General features: G+C 43.1%; 23 protein-coding genes, 5 tRNA genes and 2 pseudogenes. 19 read left to right on the forward strand and 11 right to left on the reverse strand.

What is annotated here, in order from left to right; genetic code table 11:
- Position 1 precedes the first annotated feature (1 nt).
- Complete coding sequence (locus BLO31_RS11215; protein WP_070966123.1) at positions 2–262, reverse strand: putative hemolysin; 261 nt, start codon at positions 260–262, stop codon at positions 2–4.
- Between the two features lie 178 nt (positions 263–440).
- On the opposite strand from BLO31_RS11215, the pseudogene BLO31_RS11220 reads away from it, so the two are divergent.
- Positions 441–1372: pseudogene (locus BLO31_RS11220) on the forward strand (exopolyphosphatase).
- A 28-nt stretch (positions 1373–1400) separates the two neighbouring features.
- Here the strand turns inward: BLO31_RS11220 and BLO31_RS11225 are convergent.
- Positions 1401–2414 carry a GGDEF domain-containing protein gene (locus BLO31_RS11225; RefSeq protein ID WP_070966126.1) on the reverse strand — a complete coding sequence of 338 codons (1014 nt, stop codon included), beginning with the start codon at positions 2412–2414 and terminating at the stop codon, positions 1401–1403.
- A 301-nt stretch (positions 2415–2715) separates the two neighbouring features.
- Here BLO31_RS11225 and BLO31_RS11230 point away from each other — a divergent pair, with 301 nt between their 5' ends.
- Positions 2716–3072: an MmcQ/YjbR family DNA-binding protein gene (locus tag BLO31_RS11230; RefSeq protein ID WP_070966129.1), complete on the forward strand. Its 357-nt coding sequence runs from the start codon at positions 2716–2718 to the stop codon at positions 3070–3072.
- 53 nt (positions 3073–3125) lie between these two features.
- Here BLO31_RS11230 and BLO31_RS11235 read toward each other — a convergent pair.
- Positions 3126–4048: pseudogene (locus BLO31_RS11235) on the reverse strand (chemotaxis protein).
- 190 nt (positions 4049–4238) lie between these two features.
- Here BLO31_RS11235 and ppiC point away from each other — a divergent pair.
- The 9 genes from ppiC to BLO31_RS11280 all read left to right on the forward strand — a co-directional run bounded on the left by ppiC (position 4239) and on the right by BLO31_RS11280 (position 11809).
- Positions 4239–4517 carry a peptidylprolyl isomerase PpiC gene (ppiC, locus tag BLO31_RS11240; protein ID WP_070966134.1) on the forward strand — a complete coding sequence of 93 codons (279 nt, stop codon included), beginning with the start codon at positions 4239–4241 and terminating at the stop codon, positions 4515–4517.
- A 747-nt stretch (positions 4518–5264) separates the two neighbouring features.
- Positions 5265–6149 (forward strand): ubiquinol oxidase subunit II, encoded by an 885-nt coding sequence (cyoA, locus tag BLO31_RS11245; RefSeq protein WP_070966138.1) that lies wholly within the window; start codon positions 5265–5267, stop codon positions 6147–6149.
- Positions 6150–6177: 28 nt separating this feature from the next.
- Positions 6178–8226, forward strand: coding sequence for a cytochrome o ubiquinol oxidase subunit I (cyoB, locus tag BLO31_RS11250; protein ID WP_175443213.1), 2049 nt, complete (start codon positions 6178–6180; stop codon positions 8224–8226).
- A 16-nt stretch (positions 8227–8242) separates the two neighbouring features.
- Positions 8243–8899: a cytochrome o ubiquinol oxidase subunit III gene (gene cyoC, locus BLO31_RS11255; RefSeq protein ID WP_070966143.1), complete on the forward strand. Its 657-nt coding sequence runs from the start codon at positions 8243–8245 to the stop codon at positions 8897–8899.
- Positions 8899–9246 carry a cytochrome o ubiquinol oxidase subunit IV gene (gene cyoD / locus BLO31_RS11260; protein ID WP_070966145.1) on the forward strand — a complete coding sequence of 116 codons (348 nt, stop codon included), beginning with the start codon at positions 8899–8901 and terminating at the stop codon, positions 9244–9246. Before cyoC ends, cyoD begins: the two co-directional genes overlap by 1 nt.
- Positions 9247–9371: 125 nt before the next feature.
- A complete protein-coding gene (gene cyoE, locus BLO31_RS11265; protein ID WP_245688483.1) occupies positions 9372–10172 on the forward strand; it encodes a heme o synthase in 801 nt (266 codons plus the stop codon).
- Positions 10172–10783, forward strand: coding sequence for an SCO family protein (locus BLO31_RS11270; protein ID WP_070966148.1), 612 nt, complete (start codon positions 10172–10174; stop codon positions 10781–10783). Before cyoE ends, BLO31_RS11270 begins: the two co-directional genes overlap by 1 nt.
- Positions 10784–10792: 9 nt before the next feature.
- Positions 10793–11290 (forward strand): copper chaperone PCu(A)C, encoded by a 498-nt coding sequence (locus BLO31_RS11275; RefSeq protein WP_070966150.1) that lies wholly within the window; start codon positions 10793–10795, stop codon positions 11288–11290.
- Positions 11291–11299: 9 nt separating this feature from the next.
- Positions 11300–11809 carry a hypothetical protein gene (locus tag BLO31_RS11280; RefSeq protein ID WP_070966154.1) on the forward strand — a complete coding sequence of 170 codons (510 nt, stop codon included), beginning with the start codon at positions 11300–11302 and terminating at the stop codon, positions 11807–11809.
- 45 nt (positions 11810–11854) lie between these two features.
- On the opposite strand, the gene BLO31_RS11285 is transcribed toward BLO31_RS11280, so the two are convergent.
- From BLO31_RS11285 to BLO31_RS11300, 4 genes are all read right to left on the reverse strand, one after another.
- Positions 11855–12586, reverse strand: coding sequence for a methyltransferase domain-containing protein (locus BLO31_RS11285; protein ID WP_070966158.1), 732 nt, complete (start codon positions 12584–12586; stop codon positions 11855–11857).
- Between the two features lie 122 nt (positions 12587–12708).
- Positions 12709–13026 (reverse strand): c-type cytochrome, encoded by a 318-nt coding sequence (locus BLO31_RS11290; protein ID WP_070966162.1) that lies wholly within the window; start codon positions 13024–13026, stop codon positions 12709–12711.
- 83 nt (positions 13027–13109) lie between these two features.
- Positions 13110–14114: a low-specificity L-threonine aldolase gene (gene ltaE, locus BLO31_RS11295; RefSeq protein ID WP_070966166.1), complete on the reverse strand. Its 1005-nt coding sequence runs from the start codon at positions 14112–14114 to the stop codon at positions 13110–13112.
- A 60-nt stretch (positions 14115–14174) separates the two neighbouring features.
- On the reverse strand, positions 14175–14705 hold the full coding sequence (locus BLO31_RS11300) for an NUDIX hydrolase (RefSeq protein WP_070966169.1): 531 nt from the start codon (positions 14703–14705) through the stop codon (positions 14175–14177).
- Positions 14706–14968: 263 nt separating this feature from the next.
- Between BLO31_RS11300 and BLO31_RS11305 the strand changes: the two genes are divergently transcribed.
- From BLO31_RS11305 to BLO31_RS11315, 3 genes are all read left to right on the forward strand, one after another.
- Positions 14969–16624, forward strand: a complete 1656-nt coding sequence (locus tag BLO31_RS11305; protein WP_070966173.1) for an ATPase RavA domain-containing protein — start codon at positions 14969–14971, stop codon at positions 16622–16624.
- An 11-nt stretch (positions 16625–16635) separates the two neighbouring features.
- Positions 16636–18096 carry an ATPase RavA stimulator ViaA gene (gene viaA, locus BLO31_RS11310; RefSeq protein ID WP_070966176.1) on the forward strand — a complete coding sequence of 487 codons (1461 nt, stop codon included), beginning with the start codon at positions 16636–16638 and terminating at the stop codon, positions 18094–18096.
- Positions 18097–18230: 134 nt separating this feature from the next.
- Positions 18231–18304, forward strand: a tRNA-Cys gene (locus tag BLO31_RS11315).
- Positions 18305–18312: 8 nt separating this feature from the next.
- On the opposite strand, the gene BLO31_RS11320 is transcribed toward BLO31_RS11315, so the two are convergent.
- Genes BLO31_RS11320 through BLO31_RS24530 form a run of 3 tightly spaced genes read right to left on the reverse strand, consistent with a single transcriptional unit; the run spans position 18313 to position 20638 of the window.
- Complete coding sequence (locus tag BLO31_RS11320) at positions 18313–19635, reverse strand: GGDEF domain-containing protein (RefSeq protein WP_070966180.1); 1323 nt, start codon at positions 19633–19635, stop codon at positions 18313–18315.
- On the reverse strand, positions 19632–20105 hold the full coding sequence (locus BLO31_RS24525) for an ABC transporter substrate-binding protein (RefSeq protein ID WP_245688484.1): 474 nt from the start codon (positions 20103–20105) through the stop codon (positions 19632–19634). The genes BLO31_RS11320 and BLO31_RS24525 overlap by 4 nt, the downstream gene beginning before the upstream one ends.
- A complete protein-coding gene (locus tag BLO31_RS24530; RefSeq protein WP_245688485.1) occupies positions 20102–20638 on the reverse strand; it encodes an ABC transporter substrate-binding protein in 537 nt (178 codons plus the stop codon). The genes BLO31_RS24525 and BLO31_RS24530 overlap by 4 nt, the downstream gene beginning before the upstream one ends.
- Before the next feature lie 394 nt (positions 20639–21032).
- Between BLO31_RS24530 and BLO31_RS11330 the strand changes: the two genes are divergently transcribed.
- From BLO31_RS11330 to BLO31_RS11350, 5 genes are all read left to right on the forward strand, one after another.
- Positions 21033–21119 (forward strand) — tRNA-Leu (locus BLO31_RS11330).
- An 11-nt stretch (positions 21120–21130) separates the two neighbouring features.
- Positions 21131–21204: transfer RNA gene (locus BLO31_RS11335), tRNA-Cys, on the forward strand.
- A gap of 414 nt (positions 21205–21618) precedes the next feature.
- A tRNA-Leu gene (locus BLO31_RS11340) sits at positions 21619–21705 on the forward strand.
- 82 nt (positions 21706–21787) lie between these two features.
- A tRNA-Cys gene (locus BLO31_RS11345) sits at positions 21788–21861 on the forward strand.
- 423 nt (positions 21862–22284) lie between these two features.
- Entirely contained in the window at positions 22285–23907 is a 1623-nt protein-coding gene (locus BLO31_RS11350; protein WP_070966184.1) for a methyl-accepting chemotaxis protein, read from the forward strand.
- Between the two features lie 62 nt (positions 23908–23969).
- Here the strand turns inward: BLO31_RS11350 and BLO31_RS11355 are convergent, their stop codons facing one another.
- Positions 23970–24845 (reverse strand): aspartoacylase, encoded by an 876-nt coding sequence (locus BLO31_RS11355; RefSeq protein ID WP_070966188.1) that lies wholly within the window; start codon positions 24843–24845, stop codon positions 23970–23972.
- Positions 24846–24853 lie beyond the last annotated feature (8 nt).

The following is a 24853-nucleotide window of genomic DNA, read 5'->3' on the forward strand; positions in this document are numbered from 1 at the left end:
ACTAGCCTTGGTCACTGTTTTGGTGGTGATTTCGAAAGTACTCCCATTGTTCTACTTTTTCGCCATTTGGAAGATGACAGTAGGTTACCCGCATGGCGTTTTCCGTGACTGTCTCTAGCTCCCCTCCACGCTCTACACAAAATACCGCTGCTGGATTAGCCATCGATGCATAGCTCTTAACTTCATATTCGTCTGAGTTATTAGAACAGCCAACTAACAGTAAGGCACTCGCTCCGATAGACAATAAGACACGTGTTTTCATTTTAGATTCTCCAAGACCACGAGTTAAGTTGCATAGGGATTATAGGAGAACGACGAATAAACATTGTCTTAAGTTTGTTAAAAGATCGAAGACGACTAAAATTATAACTGTTTAATAATAGTTATGGATTGGCCTATTTATCCAAGAGAATAAAGGCCGCAAAGAAAAGGGCAGGGATATGTCTGATAGTAAACATCGTTTGGTAACACGCAGTGACTTTGATGGGCTAGTGTGCGCAGTATTGTTAAAGCATCTTCAATTAATTGAAGAAATAAAATTTGTGCATCCAAAAGATATGCAAGACGGCATTGTAGAGATAACCAACAATGATATCGTCACTAATCTTCCTTATGTAGCGAATGCTTTTATGGTGTTTGATCATCATTTGTCTGAAACCCTTAGAACAAAGGGCAACAAAGATAATCATGTGATTGATGCTAATGCTCCTTCAGCAGCACGTGTGGTTTGGGATCACTACGGCGGGACCAAAACGTTTCCTCGAGAGTGGGATGAGATGATGGAAGCGGTCGACAAAGGAGATTCAGCTCAGTTTAATCGGGACGAAGTGTTGGATTCTACGGGGTGGAATCTTCTCAACTTTCTTATGGATGCGAGAACTGGTTTAGGTCGCTTTCGAGATTTTCGCATTTCTAACTACGACTTGATGATGGATCTTATCGATTACTGTACTAATCACACTATTGAAGAGATTCTCTCACTACCTGATGTAAAAGAGCGTATCGATCTATATAAAGAACACGAAAACTTGTTTAAAGACCAACTGCTGCGTTGTGGAAAGATCTATGACAACCTCGTTGTATTGGATTTGACTAAAGAAGAAACAATATACGCGGGAAACCGATTTATGATTTACGCCCTGTTTCCCCAATGCAATATTTCGATTCACAAACTTTGGGGCTTTCAAAAGAAGAACATCGTTTTTGCTACAGGTAAATCTATCTTTGATAGAAGTTCAAAAACAAATGTTGGAGACTGATGCTTAAATATGGTGGCGGTGGGCATAAATCTGCGGGTACCTGCCAAATTGCCACCGAGCAAGCTTCCTTGGTCGAACAAGAACTTATCGAATCGATAACGAGAGATGGATAAAGAATAAGACCCGCAATTGCGGGTCTTTTTACAGGGGCATTACGCGATTTCGGCCTAGTTGTTTTGCTTCGTACAGAAGACCGTCGGCGCGCTCAATCAAAGCGTCTGGTGTATCGCCGGGCAAAAATTCGGAAACGCCAAATGAAGCGGTGATATTACCGACCTGTTGTGACGTCTTCCTATCTTTTATTGATAGTTTTTCTATCGCACGACGCAACGACTCTGCAAACTGACGGGCAATTCTTAGCGATTTATTAGGAACGATTAAGGCGAACTCTTCACCGCCGAATCGGTAAGCAGTAATACCTTCGCGACAACTCAACTGCAATCGTCTAGCGATACCTTTGATGACGGTATCACCAAAGAGATGACCATAATTATCGTTGTAGCTCTTAAAATGGTCGATATCGAGCAGTATCAAAGAGAGGTTTTGCTGTGCACGACAAAGCGTTTGCAAGTCAGCGTCAAATGCTCTTCGGTTGTAAATACTGGTCATGCTATCAAACAAGGCGTCTTTTTGAACTTCGGCAAGCTGAGATTTTAACTTGTGAATTTCATCGCTGGCAGTAGATAACTGACTGTTGAGAAACTTGGTCGAGTGTCTAATCTCACGGGACTCCGAAACCAACTGCCTCACAATTCCCATGACTTCTTCAATGGATACACTTTCTGTTTCAACGCGCTCCAGACTGGAAAAGCTCTTGTCTATCAGTTCGGAAAACTGAGAAGTATCGGAGAGCGTATCTGTCATGGAACTGGCTACTTCATTGATCAAAATTTCAATGTTGGCACGAAGCTCATTCATATCTGTTTCTGAACGGCTTGCAATATAGCTATCGTATAGTTGTTTGCTTGATGCTGGTGGCAGAATGCCATAGTTTTCCAAAACAGTGTCTAACTCATGGTTTAAGTTAGGGATAGCGTTATCCACATAGGTATACCAGAGTGCATAGTTTGCTGGAGTTGCAGCAACATGGTTCTTCATCATCAGCGGTACCGCTTTTTTCAAATTGGCGGTGGATTTCTTGAAGTCTTCGCTCATGCGTTTCTAATACTCATTTGATTAACTTTTCTCACTTAAGATTAGCGGATATCGTGTTGGGTTTCCTTTAAAAAACGTGAAATACGCCAATAATGTTAGAAAAAATTTTGAAAAAGGGTAGTTTTAAATCATAGGTTTAGCTTAATGCAGCCCATTGTGCTTGCTCAAGATAAAGCGAGAAAACCGTAAATATTATAGCGATTATTTTAGTCGAATGGGTGAAGAGTCGTCGATATAATCGTTTTAAAAGTAAACGTATGTAAATATAGATGTGATAAATGGTCTAAGAGGGATCGAACGCGTGGACATAAAGCAATTGAGTAGTTTTATTGACCAATTTGTAGAAGTAGAAGGCAGCCATCCTTTTGGGCCTGATGCTTTGGTGTATAAAGTTAGAGATAAGATGTTCGCCATCCTAGCAAAAAGGGAAGGACGAGAATACGTAACCGTAAAAGGTGCCCCAGAGGACAATGAAGTTATGTGTAGTCAGTTTAGCGATATAACACCGGGATACCACACGAACAAAAAGCACTGGGTGACTATCTATTTTAACGGTGACGCGGAAGATGGTTTAGTAGAAGACTTGTGTGAGCGTTCCTATCGCCTTGTTGTAAGCAAACTGAGTAAAGCGAATCGCACACAGCTCGGTTTTGATTAGAGTTGACACAAGAAAGGGGCTACTTCAGCAACCCCTATTAACAAAACAGACAACTACTCAATCACTTCAGGCTTCTTTTTTTCTAGTTCTTTAGCGCCTCGGAGCATCGCTTGAACTAAGTCTCCGGCATTAAACTTTTCAAGCGCTTCGTGTGCGCCTACTTGATGGGCGCGGTCAAGGCAGATTTCGCTGGAAAGAGAAGTGTGAAGGATACAGTACGCATGGTTTAAACTGTTGTCATTCTGAGTTTCAAAAGCCAATTCATATCCGTCAAGCCCTGGCATTTCGATATCACTCACTAGCAAGTCGATAGGTCTTCCATTTGCCGCTTCACTGCGCATTAGCTCAAGGGCATCGAGGCCGTTTTTGCATATTTGATATGAGATGTTGATCCCGTCTAAAGCATCGGACAGTTGTTTACGGGCGATTGAAGAGTCGTCAACTAAGAGGATGCTGAGTGCCTTTAACCTTTCGCGCTCAATATCCGTCAACATAGGAATATTAGTCGACTCATATTGAGGGTAGATTTTAGATAGCAGAAGTTCGACATCCAACATCTGAACAATTTTATCATCGTGTCTGGTAATTCCCGTCACGAAAACATTGTGGCCTGCGGTAGAAGGCGCGGATTCGATAGAACGCCAATCACATTCGATAATTTTTTCAATTGTCCTGACCATAAAAGCGACCACTGTTCGCAGACAGTCGGTGACAATTAAGTAGCACGATTGGTATTCGTCGGGTTGCACAGGTCTAAAACCAATGGCGGCAGCATATCAATTACTGGCACCGTCAAATCCCTAATCGTGACAGTTCCGATTACGTGGTGGTGCGAATAAGGAATTTGCGTGGTCGGCATGTAAGGAACAATCTCCCTAACTTTTAAGGTGCCGATTGCAAATAACTGCTGTTGGGCGTTGAGTGTGAACATCAACATACCTTGAGACTGATTAGCCTTGCTAATAGTTTTTGCCATACTGGATTCTCAAAAACGATACGCTATGAATAAATAGTAACGGAATTATGTCGGTGTGCAATTAGCACAATAGCCTAATCGTGTTTAATTGCAGATTTATTGATCTACATGCATGTCGTTATGGAGTGGAGATCTCATTAATCCTAGTTATAATGCCGCTCATACAGTAAAAAGTGTGTGAGAAATATAGATGGCAAAGACCGCAGCAGCGCTACATATCTTGGTGAAACATAAATCACAAGCAGAAGATATTATTGAACAGCTCAAAAAGGGCGCAAAATTTCAGACCCTAGCAAAAAAATACTCGACTTGCCCCTCAGGAAAGAAGGGGGGAGATTTGGGAGAGTTTAGACGCGGGCAGATGGTGCCTCAGTTCGATAAAGTGTGTTTTCAAGGAGAAGTGTTAACACCGCACTTGGTAAAAACGAAGTTTGGATGGCATGTTGTTAAAGTGTTGTATCGAACCTAGTCCTAGCTGCAATATTCAGTTAATTGCAATGGCTTATTTAATTCAATAAACCTATTAGGGATAAATGTTACTAATAACTGTATAACTCTTATAGATTGAATAGTAATGATTTATCTCAATGAGTAAATAAACGCTCAATTAAAGCCCGACTTAATGTCGGGTTTTTTATGTCTTCTGCTAATATTTAAATAAGCAGTAAAATTAATTTCATAGTAACCATAAAAAAAGTGGTGAAATAAATCATTAGTAATCTTGTGGTTATATTGAATTTTAACTTAGTAACTGTGCGGCTATTGTTATTTATGACTATAAACCGCCCATTCAGTAGGGTTTATCAGCTTGTTCAGATTGGAGGTGAGTGTAATATCTTGATATTTAAGCACTTTGGTAATATCGAGTCTGGCGATATATATATAGTTGTACATTTAGTGTGGGTTAATTAAATCCATGATGTTTATCTGGTTATATTTTAAATAAAGATCTAGCTTAAAAAATAGTTTCTAAATTTGTTCTTTTAGTTTTCTAACAACGTATATATGTGTATAAAGTGTGGCGAAAATATAATTTCTAATCTTCATAATTATACCGACATTGAAATGATAATAAAATGTTATAAATATTAAATTGTTGTTTCTTTGTTTGTGGCTTTAAATTGTACGAGCACTGTTGAACGAAAGCATATTTTTTAAATTCAGGTAACCAATTTTGTCTGTGATCTTTTTATAACAAAGAATCCAGGGAGGACAAATGAACTTAAAATGTAACATCAAAGTTGCATTAGTCTTGGTGTCAGTGATGACACTGGTATTTATAGGCTGGCTCTTTAGCACCAATATGGTGCTGTTCGATCCTAAAGGCCCTATTGGTGAGGCTCAGGAATCGCTAATCATCACCTCTGTCGTTCTTATGGCTATTATCATAGTCCCTGTACTGTTTATGTGTGTGTATTTCCCTTACAAATACCGCCACACGAACAAAGCAGCGGAATACAAGCCTAACTGGGAACACTCGTCTAAAATTGAGGTAGTTGTGTGGACCGTACCTTGCTTGATTATTCTTGCGTTAGGTTGGGTAACATACCTCACTTCATACTCTCTGGATCCGCGAGAGGAACTCCAGTCAGAAAAAGACCCGATGACCATTCAGGTGGTTGCGATGAACTGGAAATGGCTATTCATTTATCCAGAACACCAAATTGCTACCGTCAATGAAGTTGCGTTTCCCGTCGATCAACCTGTCCGTTTTGTCGTAACGTCAGATACTACAATGAACTCCTTTTTTATCCCTCAGCTTGGTAGTCAGGTTTACGCGATGGCCGGTATGGAGAACCGCGTTAACTTGATGGCTACAGAAGAGGGCACTTATCGTGGTATTTCTGCAAACTACAGTGGTTTTGGTTTTGCCAATATGCGCTTCCAAGCCCACGCTACCGATGAAGCTGAATTTGACCAGTGGGTCGCCAAGGTGAAAGCGTCGGATAAAGCGCTTAACGACGACAGCTACAACTGGCTAACTGCAAACGCAAAAGAACAAATCAAAACACCTCATCCGGTGACCTATTTTGCTTCAGTGGACCCGCTGAGATTTAAAGACATTATTGAGAAACACTCAGGAGCACAAAATGGCCTATAAAGGCGATGTATATGCTGAGCCGGATCCGATTTTCGGTAAACTGAACTGGGATGTTATTCCCTATACGGATCCAGTGATACTACCCGTACTGATTTCGTGTATTTTGGGCGGTCTAGGACTGCTCGGTTTTATCACCTATCAACGCAAATGGAAGTACCTCTGGGATCACTGGTTTACTTCGGTAGACCATAAGAAAATTGGTATTATGTATATCATCGTTGCCTTGGTAATGATGATACGCGGCTTCTCGGACGCAGTTTTGATGCGTTCTCAGCAAGCAGCTGCAACTATCGATGCATCCTATTTGCCACCAGAGCACTACGACCAAATCTTTACGGCTCATGGCGTAATTATGATCTTCTTTGTCGCCATGCCTCTAGTGGTTGGCTTGATGAATATCATAGTACCGCTTCAAATTGGTGCACGTGACGTAGCCTTCCCATTCCTAAACTCGCTGAGCTTCTGGCTGTTTGTGGTTGGTGCCATCCTTATCAACCTCTCGCTATTTGTCGGTGAGTTCGCTGCAACGGGTTGGCTAGCTTATCCGCCACTATCTGGGATGGAATACAGTCCTTGGGTAGGTGTCGATTATTGGCTCTGGTCTTTGCAGATCTCCGGAATCGGTACCTTGCTAACGGGTGTCAACTTTGTCGTAACCATACTACGCATGCGTGCTCCGGGCATGAAGTTGATGCAGATGCCAGTGTTTACTTGGACAGCGTTGTGTTCAAACGCCCTTATTGTATTGGCTTTCCCAATTCTAACAGTGACACTAACGTTACTGACTCTTGACCGATACATTGGTACTCATTTCTTTACCAATGATATGGGCGGCAACCAGATGATGTATGTGAACCTCATCTGGGCATGGGGTCACCCAGAGGTTTACATTCTGATCTTACCGGCTTTCGGTATTTTCTCAGAGATAACCGCGACGTTTTCTCGTAAGCGCTTGTTCGGCTATACCTCCCTTGTATGGGCGACAGCCGTAATCATGGTGTTGTCGTTTATCGTTTGGTTACACCACTTCTTTACTATGGGGGCCGGGGCAAGCGTTAACGCCTTCTTCGGAATAGCCACCATGATAATATCCATACCCACCGGGGTTAAGATATTCAACTGGCTCTTTACCATGTACAAAGGGCGCGTGGAGTTTTCCGCCAGCATGTGGTGGACGATTGCATTCCTTATTACCTTCACCATAGGCGGTATGACGGGCGTAATGTTAGCGGTACCAGCGGCTAACTTTGTACTGCACAACAGCTTGTTTGTTATCGCGCACTTCCACAATGTAATTATTGGTGGCGCGGTGTTTGGTTACTTTGCTGGTTTCACCTACTGGTTCCCGAAAGCAACAGGTTTCAAATTGCACGAAGGTTTAGGCAAACTATCTTGTGCGCTGTGGACTATCGGCTTCTTTGTTGCCTTTATGCCAGTCTATGTACTTGGCTTCAACGGTATGACCCGTCGATTAAACGTGGCTGATAACCCAGAGTGGGCACCGCTGTTATGGATTGCTGCGTTTGGCGTCGCGATTATCGCAGCTGGTATTGCGACTCAGTTCTATCAGGTTTACGTCAGTATTCGCGACCGCAAGCAGAACATGGATACTACTGGTGACCCATGGGATGGCCGCACATTAGAGTGGGCAACTTCTTCACCACCTCCTTTCTACAACTTTGCTACTTTGCCAAAGATCCACGATCGCGATGAGCATTACTACCGCAAAGAAGAAGGGACTGCATACCAGGCACCAGAACGCTATAAGCGTATTCACATGCCAAAGAACACATGGGCTGGTGTCGTGATCAGCTTCTTCTCACTTATCTTTGGTTTTGCCTTTGTATGGCATATCTGGTGGATGGTGCTATTTGGTGCATTAGGCATGGTGGGTGCGTGGATCGCCTACAGTTTCCAACGCAGTAAAGACTACTTTGTAGAAGTTTCAGAAGTAGAAGCGATTGAAGGTGAACACTTGGCAGCAGTCGCGAAGGCCAAGAATGACGTTCAAAAACCTGATCAGGAAGACGACTCGTCTCCTGACGATGATTTGAAACCAGTCGATGCACCTGCATAAGGATTAAGGAACAACTATGACAGCTTTTGTAGAAAGCACTTTAGATACTCATCAGCCGGGCTCTCCGGCTGATGCTAAAGACCCACATGGCGGCCACGATGACCATGACCATCACGACTATGCGGGTGACACGATTTTTGGATTTTGGATTTACATCCTGAGTGACTGTCTCCTGTTTGGTACCTTGTTTGCGGTATTTGCAGTTTTCTCTAACAGCTTTGCAGGCATCATTGAACCGAGTGAACTGTTTAACCTGTGGTTTGTGGCAGGCGGAACCGCGTTACTTCTCTTGAGCAGCTTTACCTTCGGTATGGGCATGCTAAAAGCACAAAACCGAGATATGAAGGGGATGTTGCTTTGGTTAGGCATTACCTTTGCTCTGGGCCTTGGCTTCCTAATTATGGAAGTGTATGAGTTTTATCACTTTAGCCAAGCTGGAGCGACATTTGATAGTAGTGCTTATTGGTCATCTTTCTATGCATTGGTAGCAACGCACGGTCTGCACGTATTTGCTGGTCTAATTTGGATGATCGTTTTGTACTTCCACTTTAAACGCGACGGCTTTACCGAAGACAACCAAGCTCGGTTGTCTTGCCTGAGTCTGTTCTGGCACTTCCTTGATGTTATTTGGATTTGTGTGTTTAGCGTGGTTTATCTGATGGGAGTAATGTAATGGGTTCTTCAACTACTCATAATGAAACAGGCCATGGTGGTCAGGCTCACGGCAGCGTAAAAGAGTATGTCACTGGTTTGATTTACTCAATTATTTTGACCGTCATCCCATTCGCAATGGTGATGATGGATGCGGGAAGCCCTCAATTAAAAGTAGCGGTCATCATGATTTGTGCAGTCGCGCAGATTATGGTTCAGCTTGTGTTCTTCCTACATATGAACACTTCTTCTGAGCAGATGTGGAACTCGACGTCGGCCGTATTTGTTGTCGTCATCGTCGCCATTATTCTTGTTGGCTCTCTGTGGATTATGGAACACCTAAACCACAACATGTTAATGGGTCACTAAACGGAAGATCGGATGTTTAAACATTACCTTCAATTGACCAAACCGGGCATTATCCGCGGCAACTTAGTTGCCGCGGCTGCTGGATTCTTTCTCGCTTCACAAGGCAGATAGACTGGCAAGTGTTCTTGGCAGTTTGTGTCGGCACGACATTAATCGTCGCTTCAGGATGCGTTTTTAACAATTACGTAGACAGAGATATTGACGCCATGATGAAACGAACGTGCCAGCGTGAATTGGTCCAGAAGATCGTTCCGGTTTCGCATGCAATAGCGCTTGGTGTGGCATCAGGTGTTGCTGGCTTTGCGACGCTTTATTTCCATACTTCGATAATGGCGTTTGCCTTCGGTGTACTTGGTTTTGTTGTTTACGTAGGTTTTTATACCCTCTATTACAAGCGACAATCGGTACACGGAACCTTAATCGGTGGTTTATCGGGAGCATGCCCTCCGGTCATTGGCTATTGTGCGGTGACTAATCAGTTTGATGCAGCAGGTGCGATTTTGTTCTTAACCTTCTGTATATGGCAGATCCCGCACTCTTATGCGATCGCGATTTACCGCTTCAACGACTACAAAGCGGCGTCGATTCCAGTACTTCCAATAAAAGAAGGTGTAGATAAAGCGCGTTACCACATTATGGGTTATATCGTCGCTTTTGCCATTGCAGCACTCGCGTTGACTTACCTAGGATACGCTGGCAGTTGGTATGCGTTGGGCATTGGTTTGGTCAGCTTGTATTGGTTGTATTTGGCCAAGGTCAGCTTTCAAAAAATGCCTACTGAGCAATGGGGAAAGCAACTTACCGTGTTCTCAATTGTTTGTATCATGGTATTTTGCCTGTTGATTTCAGTGGATTTTGTCGCACCTGAAGTCGAGCCAACGCAACAAGCTGCGTTGGCGCTAGAATCTATGTTTAAGGACAGCTAATGTCTATGAATCCTGTCAAATGGGTGATGCTTGCTGGAGCGCTTGCTCTGGCTATCATTCTCGCTTTGTATCTGGATAACATCACCGTTCCAGTTGGAGAAAAACCGGTTCAATACAAAGATCTTGGTGGACGCTTTCAGCTTAAAAATTTAGATGGCAATGTCGACTTGGAGCAGTACAAGGGCAAAGCAGTGGTGATGTATTTTGGTTATCTCAACTGCGCTGAAGTTTGCCCAACCTCTATGAGTATCGTATCGGCAGCATTGGGCTTAGTGGATCCGACTCACTACGACAAAGTTCAAGGTTTTTTTGTCAGTGTAGACCCAGAGAGGGACGATCTTCAGTCGCTGCATGAATTTGCCCAATATTTTGACCCGAGGATCCTCGGCATCACCGGTACACCAGAAGAAATACAAGCGATGACAAAACAATACGGTGTTTACTATGACCTTGTTGCTATGGAATCATCGCAGTTAGCATATACGGTAGATCACGTCTCGCGATTCTATATTATTTCACCACAAGGCGAGTTGGTTGACTCAATGAGTTATACCACCACACCAATAGAACTGGCAGCGCGAATTGAACGCGCTATTGAACAAAATCTATAAGGTAGTTTCATGAAACTAAAATTGATTAGTCTATTTGCATTGTCATTGATGATAACGCCAGTTTCGTTTGCCCATCACGATGCTCACCACCATGGTGATAAAGGCGACTTCAAAGGTGTTAGCCAACCATTGGCAAACGACCTTTTTGTCGAAGATGCGAGAGCGACAGAGACGATTCCGGGTGTGAAAGTGGGCGCGGGATATCTTACTATCGTTAACAACAGTAATAAAAATATTCGCGTTACCGCCGCTTCAACCGCCGCTGCCCAATACACCGAGATACATCGTATGTTTATGCGCGACAGTAAAATGGCGATGCGCAAAGTCGAATATATAGAGATCCCTGCCAATGACCGCTTTGTATTAAAACCGGGTGGTTATCACCTGATGTTTATGATGTTAAACCACAGTTTAAAAGCAGGTGACAACATTGAAGTAGAGTTAGTTCTAGACAATGGCGATAAAGCTTTGATCACTATGCCAGTGATTAAAAAGAACAAAAAGTAAGACGGTGTTATGAAGAAATCAGCGAGTTTAGTCACAATGGGTTTGTTGCTCAGTCATGCAGTTTTTGCCAGTGAGCAAGGTGAAGAGCCACATACATCGATGGATACTATTGCAAGCCAGCAAGTGATTCCTTGTTCTAGCGAATTGCGTCAGCTCGCTGCTGCTTCTTTAAAACAAAACCCGCACCGAATACTTACTCATAAAAATGACGACGATGATATTCACCTGTTCAATGCGTTATCCGTCACTCATTATCGAGATAGAGATAGCCACGTATCCTTCCATGGCGTAAGAAATGAAAAAGGTACATGTGATACGTCGGTAACTGAAAGTTATGTATTGCAAACTTCTTGCGCCGATGCGCGGCACGAGGCGTTTAGTAAATGGAATTTTCAGGGTAAGCTGGATAAAAAAACTATGGTGTTGACCAGTAAACGCGTTGAAGGGAAGCAAGCTTTTTTGACAGATCAGTTTGGTCAGTTTTGCTTAGTGACGACACGGTTAGTGGTTCACAATTAAGTTGAATAAAAGCGCCAGACACTGAACTGGCGCTTTTGTTTTGCGTTAAGCTTTTTTCGCAGAAATAAAACCCACTCTTTGCTTATCTATGCCAAGTAGCCTGCGCTTGGTTTTGTTTAAATTTCCAAAGTCGTAGCAGTGCGACACTTGTATGTCTGTAAAGCCAGCCTTTTCAAGCATACTTACCCAAGTTTTCTCGCTGTGAAACGCGACACCAACCCCCGCAGTGTTTGCACCAAAATAACGTGTTATTGGTGATAATAGCTGAGACGAAGTGAGTTGATTAATTCTTTTTCCCGGAACATCGCCACCGTTTTTGTCGTCGTAGAAGTTTTCAAAAATGGTGACGATGCCGTCTTGGGAGAGCATCTCGTTGGCGAGTTTTAAAGCGGATAATTGTGCGTGGCAACTGGCTTGGTAATTATCGCTAACAAAGTGATGCAGCACCCAATTAAAGTTAATCACATCGGTTCGAGCCAAGGTATCCATATGCTGAAAAGGAGCATGCATAAGACTCTTTCTTGGATGTACTCGGTTTTTATTGAGTAAACCTTGGTCGGGCTCTACTACTACAGTATTCGCCATCGGAAAGTGTTCCAATATCTTGTCCGAATAAGAGCCGTTACCACCGCCCACATCGACAAACCTGGTCGGTGTAAAAGGACCGCAGTGGTGATTAATCGCTTGCTTTACTCTTTCGAAAAGCAAATCATTGACGTACTCCACATCAAAAGCTTGTGTTTGTTCAGCACTTAAAAATCGAAGCTCGTTACCCATATACACCTCCCCCAAACTATTACTAAGTGAATAATCAAAGGATGTGCCACTTTTATGCTTTTTAAATACAGTGGTTTAAAATGATAACTTTAATACTATATGCATTATAAGAATCAGTTTGGTTAGCGGTTTTCTTTTTGCGAATAGTACGCGGCGACGTCGCGAAGGTCAGCGTCATCGAGATGCTGTAATTGCGCTTTCATCATCGCCGCGAGTGCGCCTTTTCTTTCGTCGTTTTGATAACTCTTCATCGCCATGAAGAGATAATTGGCGTCTTGGCCTTCAATTTTAGGGTAAGACGGATTGTTGGAATACGCTGCTGGGCTGTGACAGAAACCGCAGCTTGGCGTTTTTATTTTTCCAAGTTCAGGGTCCCCTTGAGCCTGAACTGACAACGAGATAAAAAGTAGGGTAGTAAGTAGTAAAATAGACTTTGCCATTAGAGTTCCAGTATTTTTAGATTTTCTGGAACAATAAAGCTTCCCCTAAGGGGAAGCTCAAGTAGTGAGATCAATAGTAAGGCTTAAAGCCATTTTTTTAGCGCAGCCAATAGAGTTTTGATATCTGTGCTGCAAACGTCTTTATGAGTAACAAATCGCACCGGATTGCTCGGTGAAATAATGATATTTTCTGATTTGAGTTTTTCAGTGATTCGCTCGATATCTACGGTATCGTCGAGCTTTGCAAAAACGATGTTGGTGTGAACGAGTTCAGGCTTAACGTGAAATCCAGGGAGCTGACTAAGACCTTCTGCGAGCACGCGAGCGTTGTCGTGGTCAACCTTTAGTTGTTCCACTTGCTCCGTCAATGCAAGCTTGCCAGCAGCGGCGAGAATACCCGCCTGACGCATTCCTCCACCAACCATCTTTCTAAGACGTCTTGCATCACTGATAAAGGCTTCACTACCTAAAAGCAAAGAACCGATTGGTGCAGATAAACCCTTTGAGAGGCAAACAGTCATTGAGTCAAAATATTGCGCTATCTCTTTGATATCTACATCTAGTGCGACAGCAGCGTTGTATACTCTTGCACCGTCCAAGTGCAGCGAAAGTCCATATTGGTCTACAAACTCGCGTGCTTGTTGCAAGTATTGTAAAGGGAGCACTTTGCCATTAATGGTGTTTTCTAAACTAAGGAGCTTAGTACGAGCAAAATGGCTATCGTCTGGTTTAATAGCAAGCTTTAGCTTGTCAAAGTCCAATGTACCGTCTGGGTTGTTTTCAATTGGTTGGGGTTGAATAGAGCCCAACACTGCTGCACCTCCAGCTTCGTAACGATAGTTATGAGCTTGCTGGCCACACAAGTATTCATCGCCTCGTTGGCAATGAGCCATCAATGCCAAAAGGTTGGCTTGGGTGCCTGAAGAGGTAAACAAAGCCGCTTCAAATCCGTGTCGTTCGGCAGCCCATCTCTCTAGCTCATTGACGGTTGGATCATCACCATAAACATCATCGCCAACTTCCGCTTCAGACATGGCTTTTCGCATTTGAGGGGTTGGTCGAGTTACGGTGTCAGAACGAAAGTCCATTCTAGTCTCCCTAATGTGTCGTTTTACTTAATGGCTCTTACGGTGCTTAAGTGCTTAAACTTAGATATAACCACAAAGCTTGGCTTTACAAAGGCACGCAATGGTTTTGGCGTCGGTTAATACGCCTTCTTTGATCTGCTTTTCTAGCTCATCGATCTCAAGTTCAACCACTTCAATAACTTCGTCATCGTCGCAGTTGGTGTTATCTGTTTTGATTAGATCTTTGGCAACATATAGGTACTGTATCTCATCACAGAAACCTGCCAGCGGGGTGACTTGCCCCAAGGGGAACAACTGGTTTGCAATATAACCGGTTTCTTCTGTTAACTCGCGGGAAGCACATTGAGTGGCGTCTTCTTCGGCTTCTAAAGTACCAGCGGGGAGTTCCAGTAACCACTTTTTAAGTGATGGACGGTACTGGTTTACCATGACGATTTTCCCAGCGGAGGTGATGGGGAGAATAACGGCAGCACCGGGGTGTTGGAGCGTGGTGTGAACGATTTGCTTTCCGTTAGGTAAGTCAAGGTGTTCTTCAATTAGGGAAATTCGTTTCCAGCGATGGATGGTTCTAATTTTACTATTTTTATCCATATTATTTTCAACTAGCTCAACTGTTGGTTAACCATATCCAGTTATCGCAGTGAATGAAAGGAGAATTCCGAAACTGTTTGTGAAATGCTCCTAGCGACAAGTGAGTTAAATCTCATTATTGCAAACAAAGTTTTCAACAAATTTCACCTATGTTGCATTTGATATAAAAAAAGGTGTAGCAATAGATATTACTCTTGTAACAAACTGCTAACAAATGTATAAAAATAAATAAATGTGCGAACAGTTTGCGCAGGAGCCCACAGATGATACAAGCCGGTACGATTACCAGTCCCAACAAAGCGTTACTTTCAGAGCGAATCACCAAGTTGGCTCATGCTCTTTCCGATGGTGTTTACGAGCGTGAAGAGACCATTAAACTATGCTTGTTGGCGGCTCTAGCCGGAGAAAGTGTTTTTCTTCTCGGTCCCCCAGGGATTGCAAAAAGCTTAATTGCAAAACGCTTGATTCAAGCTTTTGACAACTCTTCCTACTTTGAATATTTGATGACGCGATTTTCCACGCCAGAGGAAGTTTTTGGTCCTTTGAGTATTCAAGAGCTAAAAGACAATGGCAAATATCTACGCCTAACCGATGGCTACCTTCCTAGTTCACAAGTGGTCTTTTTAGATGAGATTTGGAAAGCGGGTCCAGCGATCCTAAACACACTACTCACGGTTGTTAATGAAAAAACGTTTAAAAACGGCAACGATGTAGAAAAAGTGCCAATGCGTCTTCTTGTTACCGCGTCTAACGAATTGCCCGATGACGAAAGTGGATTAGATGCTTTGTATGACCGCATGTTGGTGCGCATTTTTGTCAATAGAATTCAAAACAAGCAAAACTTTAAGTCAATGCTAACCGTTGGTACGCCGCAAGAGGCTAAAATCCCAGACGGGCTAGCCATTACGGACGATGAGTACCACAAATGGCAAACAGAGTTAGATCAACTCGCGCTGACCGATACGGTATTTGAAAAGCTCTATGAACTTAAAACGCTCATAGAGAAAGCGTCAGCAGAAAGCCAATTGAGTAATGAAGAACTCTATATCTCAGACAGAAGATGGAAGAAAGCATCCAAGCTGCTAAAAGCGAGTGCCTATTTCAACGGACGTGACTCCATCAATCCGTTAGATATCCTGCTATTGCAAGATTGTTTGTGGAACAGTCCTGAATCGCGAGAACTCGTACGCGGTATTGTCCGTCAGTTTGCATTGGGTTATGCGTTTGACCAAAACGAAGTGGAACACCAAGTCGACATATGTCGGGAAAACTTAAACGACGTTCAACAAGCCATTGAAGAAGCGCATGCCATTTTGCTTACCAATGAGCAAACAACAGGCCTAATCAAAAAGCAAGTTCACCATTTTGACACCAGTGACGCCAAAACATTCAAGGTGGGCACGGCTCGCGATTTAGTTAAATTAGTCATGTTGCAAAGCAACATGTCGGTTTCTGAATCAGAAAAAGGGGATAGCCGCTGGGTATATCTGCCAAAAAACGAGTTAGAGCGTGTGGTGAAGGACGGACACGGAGAGGTTTACGGGTATGTTAACGACAATACCAGCTTGTGTCGTCTAAAGTTTGAATTGGACGCGGATGACCATCTTATTGTGAAAGACATCGCTAACCGCAACGTTCTGGTATCACTAGTAACAAACCAAGGTTTGGACGTCGAAGAGCATCAGCAATGGGTGGAAACCTCGGAGAGTGCATTGAAGCAGTTAGCGGAAGCAGAACATCTAATTAGAAAGTCTAAATCTGACTTTCACGGTGCCTTGCCCCATAATTTTATTGATCCTGAATTGCCTATTGCAATGGAGTCCGGGTTACAAGCCTTGAGCAAAGACGTCGAGTCTACGCGCACTGAGACGGAAAAAGTGATCTTCCGTATTAAGGCACTCAAAGAGTACTTTAGCTAGGAGCCGATATTATGTTAGGTGTTGATGGTCTGCATCTTGCCGTAACGCTTGCTGACTCCGGTATGGTAGAGGCAGCGGTAAACGACATTATGGCTCGCTCTCAAGTGTTAGCGATGCCTGACAATAACGGTATTAAATCGTCGGTAAAGAATCACTTGGTAAAGTGGCGAGGCAGTGTAAAACGCCGCATCACTAAGGTATGCGAAACAGAAAGGTTTCAGCAAGAACTCGCTCTATACCAAGAAGTCATTTATTGGGATGAAGAGACTTTCTTTCAGCAATTGCCGGAAGTCATTAAAAAGCTAGAGTGGCACTCAGCCTTCTACTTGCAGGCGCGTCGATTGGTAGAGAAGAACAAAGGGATAAATAACCCTATGTTTCCTCACTATTTTTGCGATCAATGGTACCAAAGCTTAAACGATGCGATTAAACAAGCCCAACTGACTGAGCTGGAAGCCAGTAAAGAAAAAGTACTCAACGATCTCTATCAACGCATGGAAACCATGAAAAACATGGAGAAAGTGGGGGAGCGTGGCAGTGAGTCAGGAATGGGGCGTTTGTGGGACATGGCTGCGGCAAAGCTGAGTAAGGGCGACTTAACCGCTATTCAACGCCATGCAGAGTTTTTAGCTAAACACAAGACATTGCAAGATATCGCTGAAAAGCTTGGACGAATGGCGAGGGAAGTGAATGACCCTGATCTTAACAAGGCTCCTGTCGAAGATGTAGAAATGGTTGAAGAGCGCTCGGAGATGGCCACCGATGATATAGTCGGTGTTCATCAAAATGACGACCTCAATAAACTCTTGCCCAACGAAACCATGTTTCTCGCCTATCCTGAACTTGAAGTTGTCTTCTACAAGAACCTTATCGACAAGCGTTTGATGAACTATCAGATGAAAGGCAAAGCTCGCAAACTGCGCAAAGTCACCACGAATTTGCCAGAGAGTGCCGAGGCAGATATCGAAAAGGGTCCATTTATTCTGTGCGTAGACGCTTCGGGGTCAATGACTGGTTTTCCTGAAATGTGTGCTAAGGCAATGGCGTATGCTCTGATGCAAATCGCGTTAGCGGAAGAGCGCGATTGCTATGTTATGTTGTTTTCCTCCGAGTACATTACCTACGAGTTAACACGTCAAGATGGATTGCGAGAAGCGAGTGATTTCTTGTCCTATCAGTTTCACGGCGGAACAGATTTTGAAGCGGTTCTTTTGAAGTCTGTAGAGTTAATGCAAGGTGAGCGCTACAAAAACGCTGACTTGGTGGTCGTTTCAGACTTTATCGCACCAAAGCAGAGCGAAGAGCTTGAACAAAAAGTATCTGAACTTAAAAAGAGCCACAATCGATTCCACGCAATAAACTTGTCTAAATATGGCAACCCACAATTGATGTCTATGTTTAACCAAGTGTGGTCATATCACCCCAATTTGGTCGGTCGACTTGTCGAGAAATTTGGCAGGACCAAGCATTAACGCCGAACAAATAAGCTAAGTGTAGAATTATTCTTCAAACAGATGCTAAGTTGCAGATTTTATTTGACTCTGTACTCAGCATCATTAAAGTAAGCAGCGAACACACTGATGACACTTTTAGTGTGTGCAAATAAGGCGCGTTGGCAGAGTGGCTATGCAGCGGATTGCAAATCCGTGGACCTCGGTTCGACTCCGGGACGCGCCTCCATTCAGTTTCTAAATGACCTTGCTATTTCTCTTCTTTGCGCCCACTGCGGCAATCACTTTCTGATCGTAACAAGCTCCCCCGTCTACCTGCTTCGCCTTGTACATAGCGTTATCCGCTAAGGCAATCAAGGTATCTTTGTCCTGTGCTTGGTTTGGGTAGTAGCTGATACCAATACTGACTTGAATATTGAGCAATTTTCCTTTGAACTCCAAAGGTTGACACAATGTAGTCAGTAATTCACTTGCTTTGCTTTTGATGGCGTTAACAGATGAGAGTAGGTCATAACACAAAATAAACTCATCTCCGCCGTGCCTACCCACAAAGTCGGAACGGCGAATGGACTCTTTGAGGCGTCGACTCACCTCTTTAAGCACGGCATCGCCTGCATCATGACCGTGTTTATCGTTGATCTGCTTGAAATTGTCTAGATCGACAAAGAGTATCGCTAGACTGAGATTAGTTCTTTTGGCGCGTATGATCGATTCGTTTAAAGTGCGGTCAAAAGCTCTGCGATTGAGTAGGTCAGTCAGTGGGTCGGTTTCAGATAGCAGTTCTAGCTTGGTCTGTTTAAGCTTTAAGTCGCGTGTCTGCTTTTCAATTTCTTCTTCCAGTTCAACCTTTGTAACGGTCGACTGCCTTAGCGAAGAAGCCATTTCGTTAAAAGAGCCAGCTAACTGTTGAAATTCGTGATCGAGAGTATGTGCGTTAATGGTCCGGTCAAGTTTTCCCTTAGACAAGTCTTCCATCCCTTCTCGAACTGACATCAAGCCCTTGTGAAAATGGAAGATACTGAGAATGGCAACAGCGCAGACCAACAAAGTAAACACGACAAGCCCGAAAGCGGCGTAGTAAACAATCTGGTTAAGTCGTGCGCGGTTTTCAGCAAGGCAATCTTGATGGACTCTGGCGACTTCTTCTGTCATGGTCTGAATAAGCATACTGTAACGCGACTGAAGAAGATTTTGAGCTTGGGTACTGGCGGTGCTAAACCCATACTTGTACTGGTCGAGTAGGGAAGCGAGCGTTTGGTTCATTTTCTCAACTGCGTACATGCTTTTATTGGTGATTTGAGATTGGCTCAATAAGTTGGCAAATTGCTGCTGACTGAGTTCAACTTCCCTTAAGCTGATATCGTCGCGATGTTGTGAATAAGACCAAAGCTGGCTTCTCAACTGATCAAGGCTAATCTGAACCTGATTTAGATACATAAGATCGCGTTCCGATTTATTCTGAAAATGAAAGATTTTGTACAGAGAGCCCGAGAGCAAGACAGTCAGCAATATACTAACTGTTGCCAATACACTTATCTTTTTTGCTAGGGAGTCAATCATTTTAATCTCCCGCTACTTAATAATTTATCAAAGCTCTCTCTAGAAACGATATCGCGATAAGAAGGCATAGTTCCGCGGCGAATATCATTTTCAAGTGCCCAGCGAGCTTGTAACTGCAAGTTAGTTAAAAGAGCGTTGCCCAAAGAAAGGCGGAACACATAGTCATCCCATGACCAACGCAATTGTTCGACTGGTATGTCGAGAGAATTAGAAATAACGGCTTGAGCTTGAGCAGGATATTGGTTAATCCAGTCGATGGCTTTGGCTAATGCCTCTATCGTTCGTTCACTAGTGGCTGGTGGCAGAGAGTGGAGCACTGAAGTAGATGATATTAAGTTGAAAGAAAGTTGATAGACCCCTGGGCTTCCAATGTTGACTACTTTTCCACCGGCATCCTGATTTAACATGTATCCAAATGGCTCCCAGATAGAAATAGCATCTACTCCGCCGTTGATAAGCGCTTCATTCATGCACTTGGTGCCAGATACACCTTTTCTACGCTGTTACTTGGGGTATTCGCCGCGATAAGGTGCGAATCTAAAAAGAACTCACTGGCACTAGCTTGAATAACACCGACTCGTTTACCACTGAGCTGATCGACGTTAACTATGTTGCTCTTTTGCAAAGAGAGCAGCTTAAGGTCGTTACTAGAAGCGACAAAACTCACTAGTAAACGAATATCAGGGTGTTTAAAACTCTCAAACATGACCACTGATTCAGACGAAGTGGCAAAGTCGCTCTGTCCACTTAACATTTTAGCCGCGCATTTCATGCCTCCGATACAGGGGATAAGTTCAGCGTCGACCCCTGCTTGTTTAAAAGCGCCGATATGTTTTGCAATGATAAAGGGTGCAGATAAAGGCGTTTGAGAAGTTGCTATGGTTATCTTGGGCAAAGCTGGGGGCGCAGCTTTAGTCGAGTAGAAGAGTAAAGCCGACAATAGAAAAACAGTACAACCAACCACAGCTAAATAAGTACTTGCCTTATTATTTATTCTTTTCATTATTCTGTGCCAATAAGAATAGGGGTTCATAATAATTTTAGACCCTAATTTGATGTTATGTTGATAGAAATGTAACTAATCCTTGATTTGTTGCATAAGTTGCTGAATCAATATCACTATTAGGGAGTGGAATATTTGTAAGTATGATGAGGCTGTAGACGCGGCAAAAGGTGGCTTCGAAGACAATTGCTTTTAAGTAATCGAATTGTGTTGCAAAAATACTGGATGTTAAAAAAACAGTTTGTCGGTAGTTTAAACAGCTTAGGTTGTAAATTAGCCAATTGATTCATAAAGTTAAAAATTTCAGTTGACCCGCTCACAAGATGCGTTAAAGTACGCATCGTTCTCGCAGCAAAGCGCGTGAGAACGGTGGTGTACCATCGCTTTTTGCGTTGCCCTGGTGGTGGAATTGGTAGACACAAGGGATTTAAAATCCCTCGACGTTCGCGTTGTGCCGGTTCAAGTCCGGCCCGGGGCACCATCAAAATATAAGGCGCGTTGGCAGAGTGGCTATGCAGCGGATTGCAAATCCGTGGACCTCGGTTCGACTCCGGGACGCGCCTCCATTTTGATGCTGTATTCTTTAGCATCACCGATGGGATCACCCATCTACGTTAGCCAGCCCAGAGCTGGTTTTTTTATGTGTAAAAATCAGAAAAAAAGTCTCCCATTATTTCAACTTATATTTATTCAAGGTATAAAACGCTTAGACTCGCCTAATACAAAGTATTTTTTCAGAAGACATTCATCTTGTTCGTTAACACCTTAAAATGCATTTTTAGTTGTAGAATCTTTACTCGTAAGTGAGTGAAACACGCTGTTCTGTCGGTATTTTGACCGTTTGACGAAAAGATTTTGTGATTTTATTGACTGGCTGTGTAATTCAAGTAAAGTACACACCTTCTCAAGGGGATTGCCCGTTGAGAGGATAAGATTTGCAGTATTAAATACTCAAGATGGTGCCTATCATCGCAATGCGTGCCCTGGTGGTGGAATTGGTAGACACAAGGGATTTAAAATCCCTCGGCGTTCGCGCTGTGCCGGTTCAAGTCCGGCCCGGGGCACCAGTTTGAATTTCAATATTGTAAAAAACAGAGTTTTCTTTTTCTAAGGAACACGAGTTCAAACAGAACTTGCTTCGTTCAAAAAGGCGCGTTGGCAGAGTGGCTATGCAGCGGATTGCAAATCCGTGGACCTCGGTTCGACTCCGGGACGCGCCTCCATCTTCTTCTAATTTTCACTCTAAAGTTTACATCCACTCTGCGTGAATCAACGCAAAGTATGACCTTGCTCCCATTAATAATAATTCTTATTAACATTTAGCGATCATTTGTTTGAGTGATTAATACTCAAGTTGCGTTTAATTTATACCTTAACGTATCATGTTTTATAAAATTGTAAGTAAAAGCTCTAGAATTATATATTGCTCAACTATTAAGTTATTGTGTGGTATGGCGATTTTTTCCGTTTTTTTAATGAAATACACCACTCATTTACATTTTGTAACTTAAGTGGTTATCTGTTGAACGGCAGTTTTGTGACTCAAATTAGAACAGTAAGGCCTTACTGAGTGTTCTGATGGTTATCTTGTTTTTGTGACATTGATACATACAATGTTCTCCGGCTAGAGTGGAGAATATATAATTATGCAGTTATTCAATTCGTTCTTGAATCAACTAAAAGTCGCGTCAAAAATTCGCTTAATCATTTTATTATCGAGTCTGTTTATTATCGGTATAGAAGTGATGTCAGCGGTAGCGCAGAGAAACGCAATCCTAACGGAACGCAAAGAGGCCGCTCAATCTCTTGTGGAATCCATCGTTAATCAAGTTCACTACGCAGCGCAAAGTGATGATATATCTGATGATCAAATTAAGAGACTAGTGGGCTCGGTTCGCTACGACGAAAACGGATACTTCTTCATCCACAATCTCGACGGTGTGATGATTATGCATGCGTTAAAACCGGAGCTGAACAATCAAGACATGAGGGTAAGCTCGGCGATCAACGCCCGCAATGCAGTACTGCGCTTTATAGAAGTAGCAAAACAGCAGGGCAGTGGTTTTGTCACCTATGACTGGGTGCAACCGGGTAGTGACGACCTCGAAGAAAAAGTTTCCTATGTAAAAATGACAAACCACCAAAACTGGGTGGTAGGTACTGGTGTTTATGTCTCTGATGTCGAGGAAGCATTCGAACAACAGTTACGAGATACCTTAATAATCACCTTACTGTTATTGATTGGTTTGGTGGGTGTTTCTAGCCTTATTTCTAGAAACATTATTAGGCCTTTGCAAAAAGTCACCAAGACTATGGAGCAGATCGCTGACGAAAAAGATCTAACTATAGAAATGAAGGGACAGGGCAAAGACGAACTGTCCGTTATGGCACGTTCATTTAATAAGATGAACCAAAATATTAAATCAGTTATCAGTGATATTAATTCGAGTACCAGTTCGTTAGCTTCCCAAGCGGAAGAGTTATCGACGGTGACAGTGCAGATCCAAAGTGGTGTGGTGGAGCAGAAAGCGAAAACCGTTGCCGTATCAGAAAGCGTTAACCAGTTGGCTGATGTATCACAGACGGTCTCTGACAAAGCGAATATTGCGTTAGAGCGTGTAAGTCACGCGGCTCAATCCGCTGAAAGTGCCAATCGGAGTATTCACGACAATATCAAAGTGATTGGTTCGGCTGCTGATAAAGTGAAAAGCGCAGTGGTTACAGCAGAAAGTTTGGAAAATTCTTCGAGCAAAATTGGCAATATCATAGAAGTGATCACCCAAATTGCAGAGCAAACTAATCTTTTGGCATTAAACGCTGCCATTGAAGCTGCGCGAGCTGGTGAACAAGGACGTGGCTTTGCAGTGGTCGCTGATGAAGTTAGAACACTGGCGTCTAGAACCCAAGAATCTACTTGTACTATCCAAGCTTTGATTTCTGACCTGCAAAGTGACGTCAACACGACCGTTGATGTAATGCGAGATTGTGATAAGTACACTGCAGCAGGTATTGAAAAAGCCAATGTATGTGGACTTGAGCTGGCAAAAATTGAAGAAGCAGTTTCTGCGATAAACTTAATTGTTAATGAAATCAATGCATTTTCTAAGCAACAAAGCGAGCAAGCATCAGAAATTAACGAGCATATCGTCAATATAGCCACGGTGGCGGAACAGACAGAAAATGGTTCGTTGCAAACCAGTCAATCGAGCGAACAGCTTAGTGATATGGCGCAGAGGCTGAATCATCTAGTTAATTCCTTCAAACTGTAATATACCAAGCCCAATCACTATTGATTGGGCTTGTTTGCTTTTATAGTTGGCAAGTCAACATTTTAATCATTTGGATTAAAGGTGAACTTTTCCGCCAATGCCATTGCAATATGACTAGTGGCGTAAGCCGCTTCGTTTATAAAGTGCGGATAGACGGTGCTGCTGCCGTCAAAGTAGGTATCTCTGCCATCAAAATAAGAAAACAGTGGTTCGCCTAGTTCTAGTGGTAAGAAGTCGCGACCCAAAAGTGTTGGGTGAACGGTCGCTAAGCGCTTGTTTTCATGATTTACTGGGAATGAAACCTCTTCTAACAGCCTGTACGCTGGAATGTTTTCTGGCAGCGTTGGCAAAGCTTCAGAGTTGTAGGCTTGAATAAAATCTAAGGTTGCTGCTACTGCGTTTCTCGTTGCCTCTAATACGTCCAATTGTAGAACGCCATGGGCGTGTCCCCCCATTTCAATCATGATTCCGGCGGGGGCGACCGTGCAGAGATAGGGATGTTCTTCCCAGCTAACTTGATCTTCAAAAAGAATGTTTGCGTTTGGAATCGCTTGCTTTATATAACCGGCCAATTTTCTGTAAAAAGAAGATTGCTCTAGTAAGATAAAGGTAGTGCCCATGTTACTTGTGGTGTTGTGTATATCGATAACAAAGTGATGTTTTCTATCACCGTACCAACCTTTGATTCTTTCTGCTCTAGACGCCTCATAGGAGTCACTCGAAAGTTCAGGCTTATTACTATCGGAAAACAAGCGATTAAGATCGTTATCAATAAATCTCACCCCTTTGGCTATCGCTTCTGGATTAGCGATTAAGCGATGTGACGTAAAGCTTTCTCTTTCAATTGAAAAGAGTCCTTGTTGAATCAACTCATTGAGATAGATCCCCGTGAGCTCGTTGCCATGAGTACCTGAGACTAATACGACGTGATTAATCATCAATTTTT

It is taken from the genome of Vibrio sonorensis (assembly GCF_001854765.1).
In the GTDB taxonomy this organism is placed as follows: Bacteria; Pseudomonadota; Gammaproteobacteria; order Enterobacterales; family Vibrionaceae; genus Vibrio; species Vibrio sonorensis.

Bases quoted from the DNA above. Each gene is read 5' to 3' on its own strand.
- BLO31_RS11215 (WP_070966123.1), bottom strand. From the start codon at position 262: ATGAAAACACGTGTCTTATTGTCTATCGGAGCGAGTGCCTTACTGTTA.
- BLO31_RS11225 (WP_070966126.1), bottom strand. From the start codon at position 2,414: ATGAGCGAAGACTTCAAGAAATCCACCGCCAATTTGAAAAAAGCGGTA.
- ppiC (WP_070966134.1), top strand. From the start codon at position 4,239: ATGGCAAAGACCGCAGCAGCGCTACATATCTTGGTGAAACATAAATCA.
- cyoA (WP_070966138.1), top strand. From the start codon at position 5,265: ATGAACTTAAAATGTAACATCAAAGTTGCATTAGTCTTGGTGTCAGTG.
- cyoC (WP_070966143.1), top strand. From the start codon at position 8,243: ATGACAGCTTTTGTAGAAAGCACTTTAGATACTCATCAGCCGGGCTCT.
- cyoD (WP_070966145.1), top strand. From the start codon at position 8,899: ATGGGTTCTTCAACTACTCATAATGAAACAGGCCATGGTGGTCAGGCT.
- BLO31_RS11270 (WP_070966148.1), top strand. From the start codon at position 10,172: ATGTCTATGAATCCTGTCAAATGGGTGATGCTTGCTGGAGCGCTTGCT.
- BLO31_RS11275 (WP_070966150.1), top strand. From the start codon at position 10,793: ATGAAACTAAAATTGATTAGTCTATTTGCATTGTCATTGATGATAACG.
- BLO31_RS11280 (WP_070966154.1), top strand. From the start codon at position 11,300: ATGAAGAAATCAGCGAGTTTAGTCACAATGGGTTTGTTGCTCAGTCAT.
- BLO31_RS11285 (WP_070966158.1), bottom strand. From the start codon at position 12,586: ATGGGTAACGAGCTTCGATTTTTAAGTGCTGAACAAACACAAGCTTTT.
- BLO31_RS11290 (WP_070966162.1), bottom strand. From the start codon at position 13,026: ATGGCAAAGTCTATTTTACTACTTACTACCCTACTTTTTATCTCGTTG.
- ltaE (WP_070966166.1), bottom strand. From the start codon at position 14,114: ATGGACTTTCGTTCTGACACCGTAACTCGACCAACCCCTCAAATGCGA.
- BLO31_RS11300 (WP_070966169.1), bottom strand. From the start codon at position 14,705: ATGGATAAAAATAGTAAAATTAGAACCATCCATCGCTGGAAACGAATT.
- BLO31_RS11305 (WP_070966173.1), top strand. From the start codon at position 14,969: ATGATACAAGCCGGTACGATTACCAGTCCCAACAAAGCGTTACTTTCA.
- viaA (WP_070966176.1), top strand. From the start codon at position 16,636: ATGTTAGGTGTTGATGGTCTGCATCTTGCCGTAACGCTTGCTGACTCC.
- BLO31_RS11320 (WP_070966180.1), bottom strand. From the start codon at position 19,635: ATGATTGACTCCCTAGCAAAAAAGATAAGTGTATTGGCAACAGTTAGT.
- BLO31_RS24525 (WP_245688484.1), bottom strand. From the start codon at position 20,105: ATGAATGAAGCGCTTATCAACGGCGGAGTAGATGCTATTTCTATCTGG.
- BLO31_RS24530 (WP_245688485.1), bottom strand. From the start codon at position 20,638: ATGAAAAGAATAAATAATAAGGCAAGTACTTATTTAGCTGTGGTTGGT.
- BLO31_RS11350 (WP_070966184.1), top strand. From the start codon at position 22,285: ATGCAGTTATTCAATTCGTTCTTGAATCAACTAAAAGTCGCGTCAAAA.
- BLO31_RS11355 (WP_070966188.1), bottom strand. From the start codon at position 24,845: ATGATTAATCACGTCGTATTAGTCTCAGGTACTCATGGCAACGAGCTC.